The sequence below is a fragment of the Bacillus sp. FJAT-27916 genome, from assembly GCF_001183965.1.
Lineage (GTDB): Bacteria > Bacillota > Bacilli > Bacillales > Pradoshiaceae > Pradoshia.
This window is the reverse complement of the sequence record NZ_LFZV01000001.1, coordinates 1,702,291-1,724,534: the sequence shown is the minus strand read 5'-3', so window position 1 is coordinate 1,724,534 and position 22,244 is coordinate 1,702,291. Positions and strand designations below refer to the sequence as shown.

At 42.6% G+C, this 22,244-nt stretch carries 25 protein-coding genes; 3 read left to right on the top strand and 22 right to left on the bottom strand.

The genetic code is table 11. The annotated features are described in order from the left end of the window. Positions 1-62 precede the first annotated feature (62 nt). From AC622_RS08345 to AC622_RS08275, 15 genes are all read right to left on the bottom strand, one after another. Positions 63-1,652 (bottom strand): ATP-binding protein, encoded by a 1,590-nt coding sequence (locus tag AC622_RS08345; RefSeq protein ID WP_049670656.1) that lies wholly within the window; start codon positions 1,650-1,652, stop codon positions 63-65. Between the two features lie 496 nt (positions 1,653-2,148). Further along, the gene (locus tag AC622_RS08340; RefSeq protein WP_049670655.1) at positions 2,149-2,991 is read right to left on the bottom strand and encodes a DegV family protein; all 843 of its coding nucleotides are present in this window, start codon (positions 2,989-2,991) and stop codon (positions 2,149-2,151) included. Positions 2,992-3,146: 155 nt separating this feature from the next. Beyond that, a complete protein-coding gene (tatC, locus tag AC622_RS08335; protein ID WP_049670654.1) occupies positions 3,147-3,899 on the bottom strand; it encodes a twin-arginine translocase subunit TatC in 753 nt (250 codons plus the stop codon). An 82-nt stretch (positions 3,900-3,981) separates the two neighbouring features. Further along, entirely contained in the window at positions 3,982-4,176 is a 195-nt protein-coding gene (locus tag AC622_RS08330) for a twin-arginine translocase TatA/TatE family subunit (RefSeq protein WP_049670653.1), read from the bottom strand. Between the two features lie 123 nt (positions 4,177-4,299). Next, positions 4,300-5,568: a threonine ammonia-lyase IlvA gene (ilvA, locus tag AC622_RS08325; RefSeq protein ID WP_049670652.1), complete on the bottom strand. Its 1,269-nt coding sequence runs from the start codon at positions 5,566-5,568 to the stop codon at positions 4,300-4,302. Between the two features lie 147 nt (positions 5,569-5,715). Continuing rightward, a complete protein-coding gene (locus AC622_RS08320) occupies positions 5,716-6,444 on the bottom strand; it encodes a lysophospholipid acyltransferase family protein (protein ID WP_049670651.1) in 729 nt (242 codons plus the stop codon). Between the two features lie 13 nt (positions 6,445-6,457). Next, on the bottom strand, positions 6,458-6,958 hold the full coding sequence (locus AC622_RS08315; protein ID WP_049670650.1) for a dihydrofolate reductase: 501 nt from the start codon (positions 6,956-6,958) through the stop codon (positions 6,458-6,460). Between the two features lie 106 nt (positions 6,959-7,064). After that, on the bottom strand, positions 7,065-7,958 hold the full coding sequence (locus tag AC622_RS08310; RefSeq protein ID WP_049670649.1) for an NAD-dependent epimerase/dehydratase family protein: 894 nt from the start codon (positions 7,956-7,958) through the stop codon (positions 7,065-7,067). Next, positions 7,955-8,782, bottom strand: a complete 828-nt coding sequence (locus AC622_RS08305) for a dTDP-4-dehydrorhamnose reductase family protein (protein ID WP_049670648.1) — start codon at positions 8,780-8,782, stop codon at positions 7,955-7,957. Before AC622_RS08305 ends, AC622_RS08310 begins: the two co-directional genes overlap by 4 nt. Next, positions 8,779-9,765: a polysaccharide biosynthesis protein gene (locus tag AC622_RS08300; protein WP_049670647.1), complete on the bottom strand. Its 987-nt coding sequence runs from the start codon at positions 9,763-9,765 to the stop codon at positions 8,779-8,781. Before AC622_RS08300 ends, AC622_RS08305 begins: the two co-directional genes overlap by 4 nt. Further along, positions 9,758-10,849 (bottom strand): non-hydrolyzing UDP-N-acetylglucosamine 2-epimerase, encoded by a 1,092-nt coding sequence (wecB, locus tag AC622_RS08295; protein ID WP_049670646.1) that lies wholly within the window; start codon positions 10,847-10,849, stop codon positions 9,758-9,760. The genes AC622_RS08300 and wecB overlap by 8 nt, the downstream gene beginning before the upstream one ends. Before the next feature lie 113 nt (positions 10,850-10,962). After that, positions 10,963-11,883, bottom strand: a complete 921-nt coding sequence (locus AC622_RS08290) for a glycosyltransferase family protein (protein WP_049670645.1) — start codon at positions 11,881-11,883, stop codon at positions 10,963-10,965. 60 nt (positions 11,884-11,943) lie between these two features. Then, on the bottom strand, positions 11,944-12,288 hold the full coding sequence (locus AC622_RS08285) for a hypothetical protein (protein ID WP_049670644.1): 345 nt from the start codon (positions 12,286-12,288) through the stop codon (positions 11,944-11,946). 161 nt (positions 12,289-12,449) lie between these two features. Next, on the bottom strand, positions 12,450-13,475 hold the full coding sequence (locus tag AC622_RS08280) for a glycosyltransferase family 4 protein (protein ID WP_049670643.1): 1,026 nt from the start codon (positions 13,473-13,475) through the stop codon (positions 12,450-12,452). Then, the gene (locus AC622_RS08275) at positions 13,472-14,227 is read right to left on the bottom strand and encodes a glycosyltransferase (RefSeq protein ID WP_156185590.1); all 756 of its coding nucleotides are present in this window, start codon (positions 14,225-14,227) and stop codon (positions 13,472-13,474) included. The genes AC622_RS08280 and AC622_RS08275 overlap by 4 nt, the downstream gene beginning before the upstream one ends. A 157-nt stretch (positions 14,228-14,384) precedes the next feature. Here AC622_RS08275 and AC622_RS08270 point away from each other — a divergent pair, with 157 nt between their 5' ends. Further along, positions 14,385-15,461, top strand: a complete 1,077-nt coding sequence (locus AC622_RS08270; protein WP_049670642.1) for a glycosyltransferase family 4 protein — start codon at positions 14,385-14,387, stop codon at positions 15,459-15,461. Positions 15,462-15,562: 101 nt separating this feature from the next. On the opposite strand, the gene AC622_RS08265 is transcribed toward AC622_RS08270, so the two are convergent. Then, positions 15,563-15,916, bottom strand: a complete 354-nt coding sequence (locus AC622_RS08265; RefSeq protein WP_049670641.1) for a DUF1360 domain-containing protein — start codon at positions 15,914-15,916, stop codon at positions 15,563-15,565. Positions 15,917-16,039: 123 nt separating this feature from the next. Here AC622_RS08265 and AC622_RS08260 point away from each other — a divergent pair, with 123 nt between their 5' ends. Continuing rightward, complete coding sequence (locus tag AC622_RS08260; protein WP_049670640.1) at positions 16,040-16,531, top strand: CotY/CotZ family spore coat protein; 492 nt, start codon at positions 16,040-16,042, stop codon at positions 16,529-16,531. A gap of 425 nt (positions 16,532-16,956) precedes the next feature. Here AC622_RS08260 and AC622_RS08255 read toward each other — a convergent pair whose 3' ends face one another. The 3 genes from AC622_RS08255 to AC622_RS08245 all read right to left on the bottom strand — a co-directional run bounded on the left by AC622_RS08255 (position 16,957) and on the right by AC622_RS08245 (position 19,389). After that, on the bottom strand, positions 16,957-17,553 hold the full coding sequence (locus AC622_RS08255) for a hypothetical protein (RefSeq protein WP_049670639.1): 597 nt from the start codon (positions 17,551-17,553) through the stop codon (positions 16,957-16,959). 136 nt (positions 17,554-17,689) lie between these two features. Next, the gene (locus AC622_RS08250; protein WP_049670638.1) at positions 17,690-18,664 is read right to left on the bottom strand and encodes a thymidylate synthase; all 975 of its coding nucleotides are present in this window, start codon (positions 18,662-18,664) and stop codon (positions 17,690-17,692) included. A 20-nt stretch (positions 18,665-18,684) separates the two neighbouring features. Next, complete coding sequence (locus AC622_RS08245; protein WP_053103733.1) at positions 18,685-19,389, bottom strand: anthrax toxin lethal factor-related metalloendopeptidase; 705 nt, start codon at positions 19,387-19,389, stop codon at positions 18,685-18,687. Positions 19,390-19,419: 30 nt separating this feature from the next. On the opposite strand from AC622_RS08245, the gene AC622_RS08240 reads away from it, so the two are divergent. Next, on the top strand, positions 19,420-19,845 hold the full coding sequence (locus tag AC622_RS08240) for a GIY-YIG nuclease family protein (protein ID WP_049670637.1): 426 nt from the start codon (positions 19,420-19,422) through the stop codon (positions 19,843-19,845). A gap of 50 nt (positions 19,846-19,895) precedes the next feature. Here the strand turns inward: AC622_RS08240 and AC622_RS08235 are convergent, their stop codons facing one another. The 3 genes from AC622_RS08235 to AC622_RS08225 all read right to left on the bottom strand — a co-directional run bounded on the left by AC622_RS08235 (position 19,896) and on the right by AC622_RS08225 (position 22,187). Next, entirely contained in the window at positions 19,896-20,660 is a 765-nt protein-coding gene (locus tag AC622_RS08235) for a TerC family protein (RefSeq protein WP_049670636.1), read from the bottom strand. A 97-nt stretch (positions 20,661-20,757) separates the two neighbouring features. After that, positions 20,758-21,351, bottom strand: a complete 594-nt coding sequence (locus AC622_RS08230) for a YpjP family protein (protein WP_049670635.1) — start codon at positions 21,349-21,351, stop codon at positions 20,758-20,760. Positions 21,352-21,410: 59 nt separating this feature from the next. Beyond that, positions 21,411-22,187: a class I SAM-dependent methyltransferase gene (locus AC622_RS08225; protein ID WP_049670634.1), complete on the bottom strand. Its 777-nt coding sequence runs from the start codon at positions 22,185-22,187 to the stop codon at positions 21,411-21,413. Positions 22,188-22,244 lie beyond the last annotated feature (57 nt).

The window sequence follows — 22,244 nt, the reverse complement described above, 5'->3', positions numbered from 1 at the left end:
CTATCTAAATATTAACAAGAATGTGTAGATATAGAAAGGGATTTGCCTTTTTTTCGTAAGGCTCATGTATGCGGTACATAAACCTTGAAAATGCTTCCAACTCCCTCTTGGCTGTCCACTTCGATTCTTCCGCCCATCTTTTCCATGATTTGATAGCAGACCATTAAGCCCATGCCTGTTCCTTTATCTTTTAGTGAATAAAAGGCCGTTCCAAGCCGCTCCACCTGCTCCCTTGTCATGCCTGTTCCGGTATCCTCAATTGAAAAGACGATATAGGGTTCTTCTAATGTGACAGTGAAGCTTAGCTCTCCTCCCTCTTTCATTGCTTCCATCCCATTCTTTATGACATTAATCAGCACCTGCTTCACTTCATTCTTGTAAATATGGATTGGCCTGTCAAAGTCCAAATGATAGTGAAGCTGAATATTGCCAACCATTAAGGCATATCCATTCATCAGGTCAACAATATGCATAGCAAAATCAGACAGTAACAATTCTTCCTTTGATTCAAAATCAGTCTTTGTCATGGATAAATAATCATTGATAATTCCTTCAGCCCGGTTTAATTCATCCATCATTAACTTTATGTATGCTTTTTCCTGATTTCCAATGCTTTGTCTGTCCTCAAGAATTTGGAGAAATCCCTTGACAACTGTCATCGGATTACGGATTTCATGGGCAACCGATGCTGCCAGCTGTCCAATGGCGTTCATTTTCTCCGCCTTTTGTAATTCCTTTTGTATGTACGCATTATAGACGATGTTATCCATTTCTTTGATTGCATCATCAAAGGTACTGATTGGCAGCTCCTCATCTGTCGCTTTTCCTATGCGAGAGGATGTTTCTACTAATTTAGCAAACAGCATTTGGAGCTGTTTCACCATATAGTTAAATTGGTCAAATAACGGCTGAAAATCCGGTTCCTTAGGCTTTGTAAGTTTAACATGGAAATTACCGTCACTAAGCTTCTTCACTCCCTCGACAAGCACATTAATAGGCTCGAGCAGTCGGTTAAGGAACGCCCGTATGATGAATATCCATAATAGAATAATAAAGACCATAGCAATGATAAAGGTTTTAGCCACATTCCAATCATTTACTTGAACATCCTCCATGTTAATCTTAATGCCAAGAATATAGGAATAGCCATCCCCTATCGATACCTTCTTTAATCCGACAGCAGACTCATTGTCAGAGGAATCATAAAGAAAGGAGGCAGAACGACCATTCTTACTGAGCTCATGAAGTCCCTCCCTCGTTTCTTGCCGAGAAAGGCTTGGAAGACTATTCGCTCTTGATGATACAAGATGCTTATAGCTCCCCTCTTCCTTGGAATACCCCAGCAGAAACGCATTCAAAAGAACAGGTGCCTCATGATCAATCACCTCGGATAGATATCCCTTCAGGATATTAAAATCCCTTTCAGTCAATTCATCAGGGTCTCTCTGTAAAATGCCCTCTATCTCTTTCGGTATATAGGAGACATGCAAGTCTGCTATCTCCTCCGCTCTTTGCATTAGTATATTTTCTTCATATTGAATAATCATCCTATAGGCAATTCCCGCCATCAAAATCATACTCGTAATAAGCAGCATCGCCGTAAGAATTAATATTTTCATCTTTACCGATAAATTGGGGACGAGTTGTTTCATCTTTTGTTCCTCACATAAGTCTGTCATCATACTCTACTATTTGACAAAATACCAAAAAAATCCTGTATTTTATCCTAAGTTAATCAAATAATTTATGAATGAAGACAACATTTCCAAGCTAGGAACCATGCCAATCAGTACAAAAGGTCAACTCGACTCCTAGGACCTTTTGATTTGGAAAGACGAAATCCCATTAGTTTTTCCTGTGTCTATTCCTTAGTTGAAGCGTCCAATCATTTCCTCATCATTAAGGTTCTTTATCCAGTACGTATTTCGTATCCAATCCATGGTGACGATATACTCACGACCATCATGCCTATAGCGTGAATAATCTTTATCTTGTTCCTATGCGCTAGTCTTTACGCTTGTTGTTTAGAGCATGTTGGACACATTACGGCCGAAAGCAGATAAACTTTTCTGAGGAGGAAAACAAAAAAATACTGCAGACCCGGCACATCGTTCATGCTGATTCTGCAGTATTGAGGTTTCTCTATTCTTACTCAGCGTAATACATGAAGCCAATCGCTCCTACGCCAGTATGTGTACTGATAATTGGCGTTGTAGGGTTGATTGCCACATCATTCAGAGACGTAACGTCTAAAATAGCTTCCTTCAGTTTAGTGGATAATTCCATAGCATCAGCTTCTGTTATTCCGATACCTTTAATTTCTTTTCCTTCTGTATCCTGAAGCATTTGTTTGACGAGGTATTTAACGATTTGACTTTGGCTTCTCACTTTTGCAACAGGTGTGTATTCCCCTGTATCCAGTGAAGCAATTGGTTTTATGTTAAGCAATGAGCTGATCATTGCTTTCCCTTTCCCGATTCGTCCGCCCTTTACGAGGTTTTCGAGCGTATCAACAACAACGAATAGCCTTGTTGCTTTTTGAATCTCGTCCATCCGTTTGATAATCTCTTCAGAGGTTTTGCCCTCTTTCGCCATTTTAGCGGCTTCAAGCACCTGGAAGGCTAAACCGTGGGAGATGTATTTAGAATCTATAACTGTGACTTTGCCCTCAGCCATTTGCGCAGCTGTTTGAGCTGATTGCACCGTTCCGCTCATTTTAGAGGTCATGTGGATGGAGATTACTTCACTGCCGTCTGCAGTCAAGGAGTTGTACACTTCAAGAATCTGGCCTGCGGGAGGTTGTGAACTTTTGGGAAGCTCCTCTGATTGTTTCATTTTCAGGATAAATTCATCAGGGGTAATATCAACACCATCCACATATGATTGGCCATCGATGGTAATTGAAAGCGGCACTACGATGATGTCATTCTCTTCTAGTATCTGCTTTGGCAAATCAAGAGTGGAATCTGTTACAATTTTGATATTTGACATGTTTTCACTTCCTATATTTATACGACTACGAACATTATACACGTTTTGTATCTAAATTTAAATGTGTTCTGTCACATACATAGCAGGATTTTGTCGAAATTTGAATGAATGAAAAACAGGCCTCCCCCGTGCTGGGAAGAGGGCCTGATTTATCGTTATATTCCATGTATCTGGTTGTGCTCCCTTTCGTATTGTGCTTCTTTGCGGAGCTTTCGTTTATAGACGATTTTTGACAGACTGACACTGATTTCATAAAGGAGCAAGAGCGGAACGGCTACAATGAAATCAGACAGGAATTCCGGCGGAGTAATCGATACCGCAATCACAATCAAGACAAAGTAGGCATATTTCCGAATCTTCCCCATGACATAAGGATTGAGAATCCCGAGAGATGTCAGGAACATCATCACAACCGGCAGCTCGAATAGGACAGCAAACGGCAAGGACATATTGATGATGAACTTAAAGTAGCGATCTGCCGTGTATGCCGTTGTCATCACGCCTTCTCCCAGCTCATTCAAGAAATTCAAGACAATCGGATAAATGACAAAATAGCCAAAGCACAAACCCGCGATAAACAAGAGAAACAGGGCGGGTATATAAAAAAGGGCTGTTTTTCGCTCATATTCTTTTAACGCTGGTTTGACAAACAGCCAAATTTGCATAGACAGGACCGGAATCGTGCAGGCAATAGCCACTACCGATGCCAGCATAAAATAAATCCAGACAACATCACTTGGTCCAAGGATAATAAGCTCTTCTGATAAATCCCGGGTGAAAAAACGGTAAATATCCTTCACGAAGAAGAAAGACAGGCATAAAAATAAGATAAAAGCACCTACTGTGATCATCAGCCTTGATCTTAGTTCCTCCAGATGCTCTACCATGTTCAGTTCTTTTTCATTCATCTGTATGAGAATTCACTTCCTTCTAGCAGCAATTTAATAGAGGTGCAAGAATTCCTCACACCTCTATCTAATAGTCATGGACTTATTTTTTTGGTTCCTTCTTTGAATCATCCAAGTCACTCATGACTTCATTGCTCAGGTCTTTAGTCGAATTCTTGAATTCACGCAAGGTTTGTCCGAAGGCTCTCCCGATCTCAGGCAATTTCTTTGGACCAAATATAATTAAGGCTAAAAGCAGGATAAGGATTAATCCAGGTACCCCAATATTTGACAACATTCTATCCCCTCCATTTTGGTGCTCACTTCCCATTATAATAGTTTTCGGAAATATGAAAAGAATTAGTTGCTATTTTTCTCCAATATTTCAACAAAATAGAGGGAAGTTCAGTCAAGAACACTGTCAAATTAACAATTGATGGAGGCTGCTGCCGCTTTCCACGACAAGGAAGGAAAAGCCCTTTTTCTCCATCCGCTTCATCAATTCCGGATAGTCTTCCTTACACTGGAGTTCGATGCCGACCAGCGCTGGACCGTTATCCTTATTGTTCTTCTTCGTATATTCAAACCGTGTGATATCATCTCCCGGGCCAAGCACCTCATCAAGAAATTCCCTGAGAGCTCCGGCCCGCTGCGGAAAATGCACGATAAAATGGTGCAAGAGTCCCTCGTATTGAAGAGAGCGTTCCTTAATATCCTGCATTCTACCAATATCATTATTTCCGCCGCTGATAACGCACACAATATTCTTACCTTTGATTTCCTCCCGATAGAAATCCAGGGCGGCCACTGGCAGTGCACCTGCCGGCTCAGCTACGATGGCATATTCATTATACAGCTCAAGAATCGTACTGCAGACCTTTCCCTCTGGGACGACCAGACAATCATGCAGAAGGCTTTGACAAATCTGATAGGTCTTCAAGCCGACCTCTTTTACAGCAGCCCCATCCACAAAGCTGTCAATCTCAGGTAATTTAATGATTTCCCCTTTTGTGATGGACTCCTTCATAGAGGCAGCACCTGCTGGTTCCACTCCGATGCACTTCGTGGCTGGAGAGACACTTGCCATATAAGAGGAGACACCTGCCATAAGACCGCCGCCCCCTACACTGGCGAACACATAATCCACAGGGACTTCACTATCATGCAATATTTCCACTGCCACCGTCCCTTGACCGGCAATGACATTCCCATCATCAAATGGATGAATAAATATGCGGCCATCGGCTTCCTCACATTTCTTGGCCTCCGCATAAGAATCATCAAATGTGTCACCCGAGAGAATAATCTCCACGAATTCCTTTCCGAACTTCGCTACCTGATTAATCTTCTGCTTAGGCGTTGTCGTCGGCATATAAATCTTGCCGTATACCTTCAGTTCATGACAAGCATAAGCCACACCTTGTGCATGATTCCCCGCACTTGCACACACAACCCCGTTTTTCAATTCCTCCGCTGAGAGACTCATCATGGCATAGAAGGCACCTCGAAGCTTGAATGAACGGACATGCTGCAGATCTTCTCTTTTTAAAAAGACCTGGCAGCCATATTTCTCTGATAAACGCTGATTCAGCTGTAAAGGGGTATGAGCCACCTTTTCCTTAAGTTTCTGGTAAGCAATTAGAATTTGTTCCACCTGTACACCCTGTTTTGCCTTAACTAGATGACTCATTGTCTTTCCTCCAAACTTTTCTTAATTTGTAAATTATAGCAGGTCTCCAAAATAAATCAACGGAATAATTAGAAAATTCACTATTTTAATTTATGCAAAAAAAGCTGCCTAGCTCGTTAATCTCTTCAAACTAGACAGCTTTTTGTTTTATGCACCTTTTAAGTGCTGGTCTCTTTCCTCATGAATGATTGCTTTAATATCATTTGCCACCTGTTCCATACCCGCCTCTTCATAGCGCTCGGCAGGAATAGCCGGAAGGATGACTAATTTCACCTTACCCGGTTTAATACGATTTTGATTATTCTCGAAGATATCGGCCGTCCCTTGAATCATGAATGGGACGATTGGAACTTTGGAATCCTTTGCAAGACGAAGACTTCCAGCCTTGAATTCTCCTAACTCGCCGCCTCTATTCCGCGTTCCCTCAGGGAAGATGAGGACAGAGTGGCCTGCTTTTAGCTGTTTAATGCCATCGCGAATGGATTGAATAGCCGCACGCCTGTCACTGCGATCGAGAAATACGCAGCCCATGACCTCCATCCAGCCAGCTACAATCGGAATTTTTTTGACTTCAATCTTTGAAATAAAGCCAAAAGGCTTTGGAATGCCCGCCATTAAGACCGGCACGTCAAAATCACCCTCATGGTTACCGACAAAAAGCACTGGTCCGTCTGGAATATTCTCCAGTCCAGTTACCTCAAGCTTGCAGCCTGAATGTCTCAAGAAGCCGGCTGCCCATTTTTTCGGTACTGTTTGGATTTTTTCATCATTTTCCGCCTTGTTAACTGCATGCAGCTTTTTCGCCTTAGCTAGGCTAGGCAGACTGTATAAAAGATAGCCGCATAAATAAAAGAACATATAAATTAATCGAAACAATGATTGCTCCTCCTTACGATATTGGGGTCATTCTTCTATATTCCTGGAAATAATAATCATATGGGTTTTTTTCATCTTTTGGTCCTTTAACCGAGGATACCTGTTCCCATCCCTCCTGGAAATTCACTGGAGGAAAATAGGTATCTCCCTCAAACTCTTCATCAATAAAAGTCAGGTAGACCTTCATTACATACGGCATGAACATCTCAAATAAGGCCTGACCGCCAAAAATAACGCATTCCTTATCAGTCTGTTCAGCAAACTCCATGATTTCTTCTTTCGTATGGAATACCTCCACCCCTTCATGGCTCCAGCTAGGGTCATTCGTCAAAACGACATTTACCCTTCCAGGTAAGGGCCTGCCAATGGAATCGAATGTTTTTCTCCCCATGATAAGAACCTTTCCCATTGTTGTTTTCTTCACATGTGCAAGATCCGCCGGCAGACGCCAAGGGAGTTGATTATTCAAGCCAATTACACGATTCCGATCAAAAGCCACGACAATTGAAAACATATGTACCTCCAAATGATTAGTAGTCTCTTACCATTTTAGCAATATATTTATAAGCCATGTACATTATTGTAGAAAAATAAAAAGCCCCTGTAAAGGGGATTTTATGCTAACATTTTACCCGGAAATAATCCAGTGTATCCTTCACGCTGCCTTGTAACGAATAGCAGGGGACAATCCTCCATTTCTCGGCATACCTGCCAAATAGCTGATTTCCTTCTATTCGCTTCTCCATTGACTCTTCCTCCCCCATCATCCTCATCCGTATGATTACAGGACCTTCAGCTAACTCTTTATAGTGATTAGCCAGCTCTTCTAATGTGCAGAGGCTGCCGCCGGCCAGCTCATATACCACTCCAGCCTTCCCCTTATCTAATATCTTTTCGTAAGCCTTCACCGCATCACGGACATCAAGAAAGGTTTTCGGGGAAGAAGCTGTGTTGATTTCTAAGATTGCGCCTCCCTCCTTTTCACCCTTTACGACCTTTTGGGCAAATAGGGCACTGACACCAGTTGATGGGCCAGGGCCAATGAGGTTAGGAGCCTTAACGACTAATACATTCATTTGATAGAAATGATGCCAAGCGATGGCTAGTGATGTTTGCATGGCTTTGGAATAGCCATATGGATGGTTTGGCTTATCCAGTGCTGGACAGATCTCAAGGGCAGAACCAATGATAAGTATTCTAACCTTCGGGCAAATCCTGCGAACAGACTCCAAAAGGTGAAGGGTCCCTTCCACATTTACCTTCATGAAGATTTCCGGGTCGACCCAGGAATCGCCGGCATGGTTTTTGCCAGCTAGATGGAGAATGTAATCTGGATTCGTTTTTTTGAGAGCCTGGTCAACCTCTTCCTTCTTGGTTAGATCACAAAGAAGCTCATCTGCGAGAGCCGTTCCCGACCTTTTTGTAGTGATGACCTGATATCCTTGTTTTCGAAAATGGCTGCATGCAGCTGTGCCTGTAAATCCATTACCGCCCGTGATGAGAATGGTCTTCATGCATGAGCCATCCATTCGCACAGCTCTGCCATCATCGCCTGATAGGAAGGAACCGTATAGACTATATCCTTACGTGTACTGACTAACGTCTTATCAGATACCATCTCACCATCAGGGAGAATATTCACGTCATCCTTTAACAGGAATTCTTGAAAAAGCATCAATAATTGGTATTTATTCACCTTCTCAGGAGCATGCAAATGGCAAAGTCCATTCAGCTCATTTTCAATCGCATAACGGATAAATTTCGCCAGTTCAATTGTCGTTACACCGTTCCACCAAACATTTGTATAGCCAAATATCGTTCCCTTTTGCTTCAGAAACCAATTCAGCAGACCAATTCCATCCTGCTTCTTCTCAGGCCCGATGATTGAGGTGCGGATGGTTAAATGATTGGTTTCATTTAATTCCCCTAACGCCTTCGTCTTTGCATATAAAGATAATCCGTCTGCCGGTGAATCTTCGGTATATCCGCCCTTTGTTCCACTGAAAATGCAATCTGTGCTGATATGAATCAGCTTGCCTCCGTATTTATCCAGCTCACGGGCAAGAAAATGCGGAAGCAAGCTGTTCAGTGTTATCCCTTCATATAGGCTTCGATCAACTCCCTTATTGAGAATGCCAATTGCATTAATGACGAAGTCCGGTCTCCAATCAGATAGGATTGATCCAACATGATCAAAATCCAGTGCATCGCATTGGACCGAATCCTTGCTCGCGCGTCTTCTTGTCGTACACCGTACCTCATAATCAGATAGACCCATAAAATAAGCAGCAGCCACATGTCCAGCCATGCCATCCCCGCCTAGAATGAGTATCTTCATGAGAGGAACCCACCTTCTTCTAACAGGGTTCGCAATTCATCCTTGTTCATCAAATTTTCACCCGAATTATAATTCTCCATTTCAACAGGTTTATAGCTGGCATAGTACTCTTTCAATCCATCAATCTCAATGCTCGGCAGAATGACGAAATAATGCTTATCATAATGAACTGTACTGGCACTCTCGTATTCTGAAAAGAGGATCTCATGAATCTTCTCACCTGGTCTCTTTCCAAGCTCAATAATCTCGACATCCTCTTTGCCAGAATCCTCGATCAATACTCTAGCTAAATCCAGGATGGTGCATGTCGGCATTTTCATGACAAAAATTTCACCGCCGATACTCTCATAGGTCGCCTTAAATAAAAGGCCAATTGCTTCCTCAATCGTGAGAAAGAATCGGGTCATCCGCAAATCGGTAATACCGACAACCCCTTTTTCAGCAATTTGATTCTTAAAGACATGAATGACACTTCCATTTGTTCCAAGGACATTTCCGCCCCTGACACAAACAAATTTCGTATCTGTATTCAAGGTATTGGCGTGAATAATGAGTCTCTCTCCCATAGCCTTCGATAATCCGTAGAAGTTGGATGGATTCGCTGCTTTATCAGTTGAAATATAGACTACTTTGTTAACATGATTATATATGGCTGCATCAATGACATTTTGCGTGCCGAGTACATTCGTTTTCAGTGCCTCAAGCGGCTGCTCCTCACATACGGGTACATGCTTCAGTGCTGCCAAATGAAAGACATATTCAACGTCCTGACACGCCTGCATCAAGCCTTCTCGCTCTTTAATATCCCCAATGATGAATTTTAAGCGCTTATCAGAGAACTGCCGCATCATCGCTACCTGACTTGATTCATTACGGGAGAATAACCGAATTTCCTTCGGCTTTTCCTGTAACAGCTGACTTACTAACTCATGTCCCCATGACCCTGTTGCACCGGTAATCAGAATTCGCTTATCCTTAAACAACTCCCTTCACTCCTAACAGGTAATTAATGACTTTCTGTGATACATTTCGATCTTGATAGCCTTGAGGGAGTTCCCAATAGAGCGCCTGTTTCATCATAATCCCCACACTTTCTACTATACTGTCTGCCTTAGTCCCTGACAGGATATTGCTCCCGCACTCCACTGTTTCTGGCCTTTCTGTCGCATCTCTGACCGTCACGGCAGGAACATGCAGAATGCAGCATTCTTCCTGCACGGTCCCGCTGTCTGTCAATACACAAACTGCGTTCTCTTCAAGCTTCACAAAGTCAAACAATCCAAATGGTTCATGTAATTCAACCAATGAATTCCGTTCAAATTCATTCAACACACTTAACCGGGCATTTGTTCTAGGATGGAGGCTGCAAATGATTCTCTTCCCATGAATCTCTGCCAGCTGATTGAAGCCTGTGAAGATTTCCTTTAATATTTCCGGTGAATCTACATTCTCAGCCCGATGTATTGTCGCAAGGAAATAATCCTTCTTTGCAAGTGAAAGCCTCGTTAATATATCTGAGGATTGTATCTTCTTTCGATAATGCATGATTACTTCGTTAATGGGATTTCCCGACAGGAAAATCCGATTAACCGGTACATTTTCATCAAGCAGGTTTTGCCGGCTTTTTTCCGTATAAGGAAGATTATAGCTGCTGACCGCATCCACTACCCTTCTGTTCTTCTCCTCCGGCACCCGTAAATCAAAGCATCTATTCCCTGCTTCCATATGATAGACAGGGATTCCATATCGTTCAAAAAGGATGGCACTCAGGGCACTGTTTGTGTCACCAAGAATCAATACTCTATCAGGCTTATCCTTCTTCAACACTTCTTCAAGAAAGTCATACATGGAAGCCAATTGACCACCAAGATTCATATTCCTCATATGAAGATGGTAATCTGGCTTTCTAATGGATAATTGCTCAAAGAACACATCACTTAAGGAATGCGTGAAATTCTGGCCGGTATAGACAACCGTATGCTTCGTACAAACCTCATCCAGCTTTTTCATAATAAGGCTCAGCCTAATAATCTCCGGCCGTGTCCCTAGTACCGTCATTATATGCACTGCTTTTCCTCCTTCTCGATCACACCTTATCCGCTCCTATAAATTATGTGATTCTTCTAATTTATGAATAGACATTTCACCCTGTCACGGCAAAAAAAGAAAGCCGGCCTTGTTCATGCCAGCTCTGAAAGAAATTCAACCAGTCCATCTACCCTTTGAGCGGTTGAATGCCTTTTTAGAATAAGTTGATAGCCCTGATTAACAATTCGCTCTCTTTCCTCTTGATGGGCGAGATAATACTTCACCTTCTCCACGACCGTATGCTCATCAGCTGCCACATAAGTCTCCCCATCAATAAACCCCAAGTCCTCCAGTTCCCGGGAGGCAGTTGCCACAAGGAGCGTCCTACAGGCGAGCGCCTCAAAATATTTCATTAAAGGCAGCTTCTCCTTAGAATCACATGTAACGAAGATTTTCGCCCGGGCAAGCTCCCTTGCATAAGTATTACCGACATAGTGCATAGTCTTAGCTGGAAGAGAGCCATAACCCGGATGCTCATGATAGACAAACCCAGGATATGTTTTTAATTGTTCATAAAAGGCGGTTCTCTTCGGGTAGAGCCCCTTCAGCAAAATACCCATCATCAGCACATCAATCTCCCTAGCCTCTCCGTAATCCTTAAAGACATCCACCGGAACATGATGCGGGAACCAAACGAAGCGATTCTTTAGCTCTGGCAGAATTTTCAAGGAGGCTTCCCGATAATGTACGAACAAATGCTGGATATTCTCCCGCTCATAAAATTGCTTCCTGCGATAAGGCTTATGATTGATTTCATGAAGAATTGCCCCAACCGGTACCGGACTGGCAGCCAAACCATAAATACGCGGAGAGTAATCGAACTTAAAATCATTTAAGAGAATATAATCTGGGTTTACCGATAGGCTTGAAAGAATAGCTGGAAGATCCCCGTCTTGCTCCCAAATGAATAGATTGACTCTTTTCATTAGTTCAGCAATAAGGTATTCTGTACTTTTCTCCATTCTATGGTGGAATCGTTTCGTACAAAATAGAATGGTTAGCGGCTCACTCATCATAGAACCTCCCTATTAAAAAAGCTTCATGTATGCACATGAAGCTTTTTTGTGATTCCTTTATGCTACTTCGAAGCCAATGATATCTTGAATTCGGATGGTAATTTGTGCTCCGCCCAAGCTTGCAGATTGCTGGAATGTGACAAAATCGCCGCCAACAGCTACAACCGTTACATTGCTAAGGTCAGGCTCTCCCGGAATTTGGGAGGCAACCGTAAAGACCTCCGCAAGCGTTGTGCCGCTTTGCAAGAATCGTATCAGCAGCTGGCGGATGGAAGTATTGCTAAGAGGCGTAAGAGAAATCGGTTTTGTTCCTGGAGGGAATTGTCCAGGGACAATACCAGATCCCGTGCACCTGCAACGCACTGGAGCATGATGCGGGTGAGGCTTATGATGATTTGACATTTCTGTTCCTCCTATCAAGTATTAGCTTTTCGCTATATACCCTTTATATGACCATTTTCATGTTTAGACTGTATATATGTCATGGTTTCGGAAGAATTCTCTTTCTTTTTTCAGCCTCACCTGCCTGCCCAAACTCTTAACGCTTCCTTTCCATTATCCCATTAAGAAAGTTGTTCAATTTCTTCAAGGAATCGATTCACACTTCTATCCCACGTCCACTTCAATGACTCCGCATGCCCCGCAAAAGCAATCCTTTCCCTTAAATCCTTATCAAGAATAAGCCTGGCGATATGATCATACAGATTTCGCTCGTAAGCGAATGATGTCAAAGCAGTATCTTCATGACGGCAATATCCTTTATTCCCTCCTGCATAATAGGCAGCGACTGCTGCCCCGCATTTCATCGCTTCAAGCGGCGGCAAGAGTGCAGATTCATGGATTGACGAGGAGACAAAAATATCCGTTCTGTTATACAGGTCGCTTAATTGCTCATCCGTTGTCGGACATTGCAAATTAAACAAACCTAGTTTCATGATTTTTTTAAGCTGGGCGGATAACCGGTATTCATTAGCTGGAACAATACAATTCACCTGTACATATGGATATCCAGCCTTGATGTTGGTTAAGGTTTCCACCAATTCGTCTTGATTCCTTTGCCAAGAGTGACCGCCCTCTGGTCTTCTTAACACGGCAGAAATCGTTAGTGCTGCATTGCTCTGTCTAAGATTTTTATTATGAAACAGATCGCTTACCCCAACAGGAATGATTTTCGCTTGAATGCCATGATTGATCGCAATCAATTCCTTCTGATACTCCGACAGAACAAATATATCCTTCGTAACGTTATATGATGGGAAAGTAATATGCTGGTCACTCAAAAAGATTGGTTCATAACATAAGCTAAGTCTGACATGCCTCCCTTTGCCCGCAAGACTGGCTTCCTGGGCAATAGGAACCGTCGTAAAAAAGTTCGAAATAATAAAATCAGCATAAGGAAAATCTGATTCCATCAAAACCGTTTTATCCGTTCGATGTAATCTTGACCTAACAGGATACTCGACATCACCATGGCGGGGCATCACGATTGTGACCTCATGCCCCCTGTCACTCAATCCATTCGTAATCTCAGCTAACATCCGCTGAGCACCGCCTTTACACAAGGTCAATATCGGAAAGACAAATCTCATCTCTCAGTCCCCCATTCTAATTGCGCCAAAATCCGCTTATACTTGGCACGTAATTCAAGAATTTCCGCTCGCTGGGCACGTGGATACTGTTTTGAGCCCATATTAGAATGGACACGATACAAGGTTAATGGCTCATCAAGATAATCAAACGGATAATGCTGCACGACTCTTAACCAATAATCATAATCCTGTGTATATTTATAGGAAGAATTAAACTCCCCCACTTTATCATAGACTTCTTTTTTAAACATGATCGTACATCCGTTTATATGGCAGCCTTTGCTTAAATGACGGACAAAATCTGCTCTATCGGGATAATGTGTTCCTGCCTTTTGTGTCACGACCCTGCTTTTCTCATCGATGACAGAGAAATTTGTATAGCTAATACTGGATTGGAGAGCCTGCATGTAAGCAAGCTGTTTTTCGAGCTTGCGGGGCTGGAATTTATCATCAGAGCTCAGCCAGGCAATATAGTCCCCACTCGCTCTCTTCAACCCTTCATTTAACGCACTGGCCGTTCCTCCATTACTCTTTTCAATATAGATTAGCTTGCCGATAAAAGGGCGAATTTTATCGGCATGGATTGTTGACCCATCATTAACGACAATAATTTCTACATTCCGATAGGTTTGTTTCAAGGCACTTTCAATTGCTTGTGCGACATAGGGGCAATTATAAAAAGGGATAATGATTGTCACCTTTGGACCCATAATTCCATTCACCTTTCCGCCATGTGCTATCTTTTGTCCCATGACTCACACTCCCCTTCCACCCTCTCTGGTAAAAAGGAAGCCTTTCAAGCATTGTATGCACCAGTTTTCCCATTGTTCTCGCCCAATCAGACGGGGCATTATTTCCCTCAGCCCTCATATAGTTATAAAAACAAATTAAATGGAGGTGATCACCACAATGAGAAAAATGCTGTTTGTATATAACTACCCAAGCGGCGGGGTAGAAACATTAGCAAGACAGCGCAGCATGGCTCTTGCACCGTATAAGATAAAATTTGACCTATTATACTCCTCCACAGGTCCCGGTCTGCAAAACATCACGAATGAAGCAGCCTTTGTCATTACAGACCCTTCTGAACGGCAAAAAATGGTCATGGAAGGAAATTATGAAGCTATTATTGTGTGTTCTACCTATACCGACCTTGAAGTGATTCGGAATTATGGCTACACCGGCATCTTAATTTATGAAATCCAGGGACTTGGGTCAATCCCAGAAGCAAAAGTCTTCTTACAACAGCTGGCAAAGCCATACATCGATCTATATGCTGACGCCATCCTGACACCGCAGACACCCCATTTAATCACTATTACTAACAGAGAATTTCCGAATAAACGAAAATATCATTTTCATAATGGCATTAATACCATACAATTTACTTACACCAATCCGGAAAAAGAACCCGATCCCATCATTGGCTGGGTTGGACGTATCGAACCTCACAAGAACTGGCGGGAATTCATACAAATTTATTTACATTTAGTCCCGAATAATCCGCGCTTAAGGGCTTGGTTTTTCTTAGACAGCACAATCTTCCTTCCAGCTGATATGAAAGAATTCAAGGAGCTATTAGAAACAAACCCCTCCTTAAAGAACTGTCAAATATTCTATAATATTCCCCACGAACAAATGCCAACTTATTATTCGCGAATTGCCAGCTCTGGCGGCTTTCTATGCTCCACCACCATCACGGAGGGTTTTGGCTATGCGCTGCTAGAGGCTATGTGCTGTCTATGTCCTATCCTAACGACGGATTCTGATGGCATCTCAAGCTTTGCATTCCATAATCGGACCGGTCAGATTTATCAACAGGGTGACATTCAAAAGGCTGTCCTTGAAGGGCAGAATCTCCTTCATAACGAACGTCACCGTAAATTAATTACTCAAAGGGCCGTCCATTATGTGAAAGAGCATTTCTCCCTGCAAAAGTATGCCAACAAATTCCTGGCGATGATTACGGAGCTTAAAAGAATATAAACAGTAAAAAGCCTGATCACATGATGATATCAGGCTTTTTCACTGGTATACCGAATCATTGGGATATGTATCTCCGTATTTCTTCTATTTGTATACCCTATTCAATAAAGCTTTTGTACAAGCATCTCCAGCAAACTGGCGATTGCTGCAACCGATAAGATAGCTAAAACCCAAATCCCAACAGATGGAAGAAGTGAATATAGCACGATCAATAAACCGCTTGTCCATATTCCTGTACACCAAAAGCAGCTGATTAGCTCCCCAATAAATTTTCTCACGCCGCTTCCTCTTGGAACTAAATAAATCTCTTCCTCTTCTTGCCCGTTTTCCTGTACCACTTCCTTCAGAAAAAAGGCACGTATTTTTTCCGTTATAGCATCAAATACAATTAATCTAGTCAGACGAAAGGAAGCAAGTCCCAGCAGCAAAAGAGAGAAAAAATCCAGCTCAAGCATAAAAAGCACCTCCATATCTCCAGAACCATTACCAAATTGCCGAAAAATAGGCTATTTAATCAAACCAGATAGGTGAAATCTTCATAGTCTGTTAAGGAAATAAAACATCAAGGAGGAAAAATCATGAGTTGCGGTTCTGAGTATGAAACACAAAATTGTATTACTGATACTTTGCTTGCAATTGTGGAAGCTCAAGATAGAGTGGAACCTGGCCAAGAAGGAGCAACTGGCTGTAATCGTGCTATCCAGGAATTAATTGGCGGAATTACAACCTCTGGCTACAATACAATCCCAATCATTCTTCAATTGAAGTGCACAGGATTGCCTTTCATCGGATACGGCGCTGTCAGGGAGAATGTCGCTCCATCGACATCCAGCCTGCTTTATTCAGCCATTTTCCGTGTAGAAGATGTAGATCCGGAGAACAATTGCGCATCCCTGGAATTGCTAAAAAGCTCCAGCACCATTCCATATATTACTGACACCCAGCTTACACCGTCACAGGTTCTATTTGAACTACAAAACGAAGTGCTGACTTGCACAGATGCCTTTATAACAGTCGATTTGAAAGCCTTCGTCTCTGTCTCCTGCCTGCCTCCAATCACACTTACCTAACCATATGTTGGAGACGGCAGAAACATGTTGCCAAATTATCACGAAATCGTTCAACCAGCCTGGGGGCCCTAAACCTCAGGTTGTTTTTTTTGATTCCTTTTTACAGATTGGGCTTGGCCGCTTAGAATCAGGATAAGACGGGATTTAAGATGACGGCTTGTCATTCGTCTTTCATTTTCTACTGTATCTTATTAACCAAGCCCTCAATTGGTTTGGACAAATTCCTTATTCTTTCTATTTTTTCAGAAGACCAATTGGCAAGAACATAACACCACTAGAGACAATATCTATTTAGGATTGAATTTTCCTTATTCATGTTATTGAAGTTATTTTCCTTTCTCCATTCTGATTCAATCTTTTCTGGAGAGTCATATCCCTTCATAAGAAAACCCCGTACAGCCGTACGGGGAAATGGCAGGTACATTTTATACTATTTTTATATCCTCAATCTCATCTATTGAAAAGGATTTGGTGACTGATCCAACCCGAAGCCTAACCATTTCACCGCGCTTGCTTTCAATGATGGCGTTAACCTTTTCGCCTTGAATCGTCAATTCGCAAACAGGCTTTGGTACAACAAGCGGATACCGTGCCAGGCGGGTGACGGTCATTCTGACAGCTTTTTTGCGTTCTGCTTCAGATTCACTTACCTCTGCCACTGACTTCACCTCGGATGCTATTGGAGCTTCTTTCTCAAGATGAACAGGCTCCTCCTTAACAGCACCAAGCTCCTCCATTTTCTTCATGGCCTCTGCTTGAATATTGACAGGAATGTTGAACTCTGATGAAATTTGCTTAACTTCCTCTTGAATTTCCTGCATAGACTGAGCCGCTGCAGCTGCAGCTTTTGCATGCTGGACGTCATCTTGCTCAAGCTTCGCTCCAACAAGCGGCGACTCCACGATTACTTCTCTGCTATGATAAATTTCTTGATTATTTTGCTCTGAACGTTTTATTTGGATCTCTGGCTGAATAATATAGAATAAAGGGGCAACCGAGCCGCCGCCATTTTGTTCATTCATATGGACTCCTCCGTTTCACACGTAAATATCATTCATGATATTTATATGCAGCAGGCGTTTGTCCATTGACTCATGAAACGAAAGAAACCGGGACTGTCATCGTCATTAACGAGACAGCCCCGGTTTTCTCTTGCTGTTATACCGCTATCGGAGCTTTAATGGTCGGATGCGGGTCATAGCCTTCAATTTTCAACTGATCCAAGCTCAATTCGAAGATGCTTGTAAAGGACGGATCAATTACCAATTGCGGAAGCTCTTTCGGCTCCCTTTGCAACTGGGTCCGTACCTGTTCTTCGTGATTCAGGTAAATATGAGCATCTCCTAAAGTGTGAATGAACTCGCCTGCTTCTAGACCGCATTCTTTCGCAATCAAGTGCGTCAATAGGGCATAGCTTGCGATATTAAATGGCACGCCGAGGAAAATATCTGCACTGCGCTGATACAGCTGGCAGGATAATCTTCCATCAGCCACATGGAATTGGAACAGACTATGGCAAGGCGGGAGGGCCATATTAGTCGGCACATCCTCTGGATTCCACGCGGACACAATCAATCTCCGTGATGAGGGATTATGCTTAATATCATGGATGACATCCTTCAGCTGGTCAATTGTTTCACCCGTAGAGGTTTTCCAAGCTCTCCATTGTTTCCCGTACACATTGCCCAGCTCGCCATATTTAGCAGCGAAATCATCTTCTTCAAGCACTCTCTTTTTGAAGATTTCCATTTGCTCATCATAGACCTTTTTAAATTCCTCATCCTTTAGTGAACGAATGCCGAAGTCTGTCATGTCAGGTCCTGTGTACTCATCACTTTCTACCCACTTTTTAAATGCCCACTCATTCCAAATATTATTGTTATGCTGAAGCAAGAAACGAATATTCGTATCTCCGTTAATAAACCAAATCAATTCACTCGCAATTAAGCGAAACGGTACACGCTTCGTCGTTAATAAAGGGAAACCATCCTTTAAGTCAAACCTCATCTGATGCCCAAAAACAGACATCGTACCTGTTCCAGTCCGGTCTGATTTCCTCGTTCCATTCTCCAGCACATGCCGGCATAAATCTAAATAGGCTTGTTCATTTTTACTCAATGCGATCCCCTCCATGGCGAATTATCTCTATATTATCAAGCAAATTGGGTTAATTCCAGCTGCTCAAAAAACGCAAAGGTCTTTGGCGCATTTGTGTATAAACGGCTGCGCATTTCCTCATCATAATAATAAAGTGTAAATGTTTCAGCAAAGTATTCTTCCGGGTAATCAAGGAAATAATCTCTTCCCGGGAAGACATGAGCAACCTCTTCCCGCCAAATTTGTTTAAATTCTTCTGATTGGCTTCTATAGGATAAAATAATGGAATCGATTGAATGGGCAAGCTCATGCAGTTCAAGATTCATGGAATCATGCCCCATTCCCATATCACTTGAGCCGGCCTTCACCAATACCGTCCTTCCGCCGCCCATGCCCGGCACATCATCCCAGGTTGTCGTCGTATACCCCCTTGGCAGAACACCCTTGAGATGGGCTGCTTCCGGCTGGTCAGTCAATTGATCGGTAAATATTTTCAGCCGAATGCCATTGTCCTTTATTTTTTCCAGCAAACTTTCTGGCAGTGAACTGATCCTCGCAACGATCTCTCCTGCCTCGTTCCAATCCTCTTCTTTTTCGGGTAAAATAATGATAGATGATAGGATGGCTGGATTCGAAACCTGGCCACCCTTATCTCGTAGAAACATCGCTTCAGCGTAATAGCGGCTGATCGGCCATATCAGCATTATACTCATACATAAAACAGCGATAACAGCAATGCCATATCCTTTTCTTCTTCCCAACGTAATCACCTTCTTAGGAGCGAATGAACTATGATACAAGAATTTCAAACACCGCCTGCGCACCATCTCTACTATGCTATCTTTCTATTAATCGAAAAGGAATGCGAGGTTGAAATAGGCAAACTAGGCACCTATTCCTTCCAAAGGGGTGTCTATGTATATGTCGGCAGCGCCAAGCGTAATCTAAAGAAACGGATTGAGCGCCATATATGTATAGAGAAGAAGAAACGCTGGCATATGGATTATATCCGTCCATATGGAACAATCTTAAAGATTATAACATATGATGATTCTTTATCAGAATGTGAACTTGCTGGTAAATTCATTGCCAAGGGAAAAATTCTCGTGCCGCGGATGGGTTCCTCGGACTGTAAATGTCCGTCCCATTTCATTTATTTAGGGACACCTGCGCTTCCTTTGACAGATGAATATATCAAGAGTTTCAACTATAAATAAAACAAGCGGCGAGAAAGCTGTATGCTCAAGCTCCTTGCCGCTTATCTTTTTTAAGAATGGGCTCTTTCTTGATGGTGTTTCTTCCGGTAATAATGAAGCCCAATCGCTCCGCCGAAGATAACAGCTAAGATAGCAAAGAATAAGCCGTGTCCAATATGGATTTCAAAGATGGATAAAAGCATCTTTAGGGAAATGACGGCAATCAGCACGAAAGCCGCACTTTCCAATTCCGGTATCTTCGTAATCAGTCTCAAGAATACACCAGCTACCCCCCGCATCATCAAGACGCCAAGAATACCTCCAACAAATAAAATCCATACCTTTTGGCTCACACCGAATGCCGCGAGTATGCTGTCAACGGAGAAGGCTATATCCATTAGTTCAACCGAAACGACTGTTCCCCAAAACGGTCCAAAAAGCCGAATAAAAAGTCCTTTCTTGTTAACCTCCAGCTCTTCTCCCTCATTCTTAGGCTTACGGAAGAAATGATCAAAGGCAAGCCAAGCAAGGTAGGCGGCACCAAGGGCTTTCACCCACTCTATCTTGATGAGATAGACGCCAATCCCGATAGCGAGAAAGCGGAAAAAGTAAGCGCCGAGCAAGCCATAAAATAACGCTTTTTTCCTTTGTTTATGCGGCAAGTGCTTGACCATGACCGCAAGGACTAGGGCATTATCAGCTGAAAGTAATCCTTCCATCACGACCAATGTGGCTATCAAGCCCCAGCTGACTGGGTCCGTTAAAACATTTACCCACATTTGCCAATCAAAGAAGGAAGCATATGTGTCAATCAATTGCATTAGAAAGTCATTCATTGATGTATGTCATCTCCTGTTTCTTTACACTAAAAATAAGAAAAATACGTTGTCTCCAACGTATTCTTCCCTAAAGTCCCCATGGCAGAAACATTTTTCAGCTCAGCCATTTTGGCGGGGTATTTTGGCTCCAATAAATTCGTGCAATCGAATGATGATTGGTGAAATCATCCTTATATGTATGGTAGTGAAATTCGAACCAATGACCTTCCCCAGGAGGGTTTTCGCGCCTTACATGGAAACGAATCAGGTCTTTTTTTGTTTCACCGTCATACAAATGGAAGATTTTCTCACCCAAACCACCTGCCGGCTTTTCCGAAACCACGATATCCGAAAGACGTTCATTCGGATATTCAGCGGAGAATTCTTCAAGTGCTGTCTGCATGCCCGGCAGCACGGCAGAATAGAATTCATCTTGGATTACCGGAGCAATCCGCGGACCAAACTTTTCAATCGATTGTGATTCTGCTTGGCTTACCATAAAAGAAAGAAATTCACCTTGCGGGTCGACCGTTTCTGCCGCATCAAATGTCTGTGCGACATCTGTTATGGCATACGGCTTGTCCTTGACATCCTTGGTGCTTGTTCCCTCATACCAATCCTGATACTGGGAAGGAGTGATTACCCCGAAGCTTAAGACCGAAAGACCAACGACCAATGTCTTTTTCAAAAACCTGGACCAATTCTTCATCGATTCACCTGCCTGCTATATGGCTTTATTGAAATGATTTGTCCAAAAATAAAGAACTATTAAATTAATTCTATCACACCAAAATGAAATTTTGCAGACTTTCTTTTCTGTATAGTGAAACCGTATTTCTCAAAACGGCCGCTCCTAAAATGATCCTTTAGAACAACTCGTTTCCTTGCAACTCGCTTTGCATTCTCAATTGCTTCACTCGTTACATCATCATAGGAAGCAAATCCTTTAAGCCCAAACATACCCATGCTTTCCTCAACCGTTTCCGTAAACATAGGATCGAGATAGACCACATCATAGGTATTATCCTCTGCCTCTCGCAGATAATCATTATAATCAGCTCGAATCATCCTGATTCTTTTCAGAGCATCTCCATAAGGTGAATGACTGTCTTCATAATGTTTTCTGCCTTCATTCATGATGAAATGAATATAGGGGTTAACCTCTAAGCCAGTTACCATTCCCGAGCTTCCTACAACATAGGCAGCCACCCAGCTATCCGCCGCCATCCCCATTGTACAGTCAAGAATAGACATTCCTTCATGAAGACCAGTCATGTCGATGAATGGATCCATCTCTCCCCTTTCAATCCGCTTCATACGAATGGCAGCCATATTCGGGTGAAAGAATAAAGGCTTATCGCTGCCGAGGTCATACAATTCCGTACGAGCCTTCCCCACCACAATACATGGCATTTGGAGATCAGCCTGAAGCTGCTTGATTGTCCGCTTCTTTCTTTCCACATAGAGAAGCCCTAGCTGCTCGGCTGACTTCATAGCCTTATCATTCAGTTGTTCATTCGTTCTCTCAATCGTTGTAACAAACAAGCTTCTTACTCCTTTTTTAACGAACGAAAGAGAGACTTCCCAGTTCCGGAAAGTCTC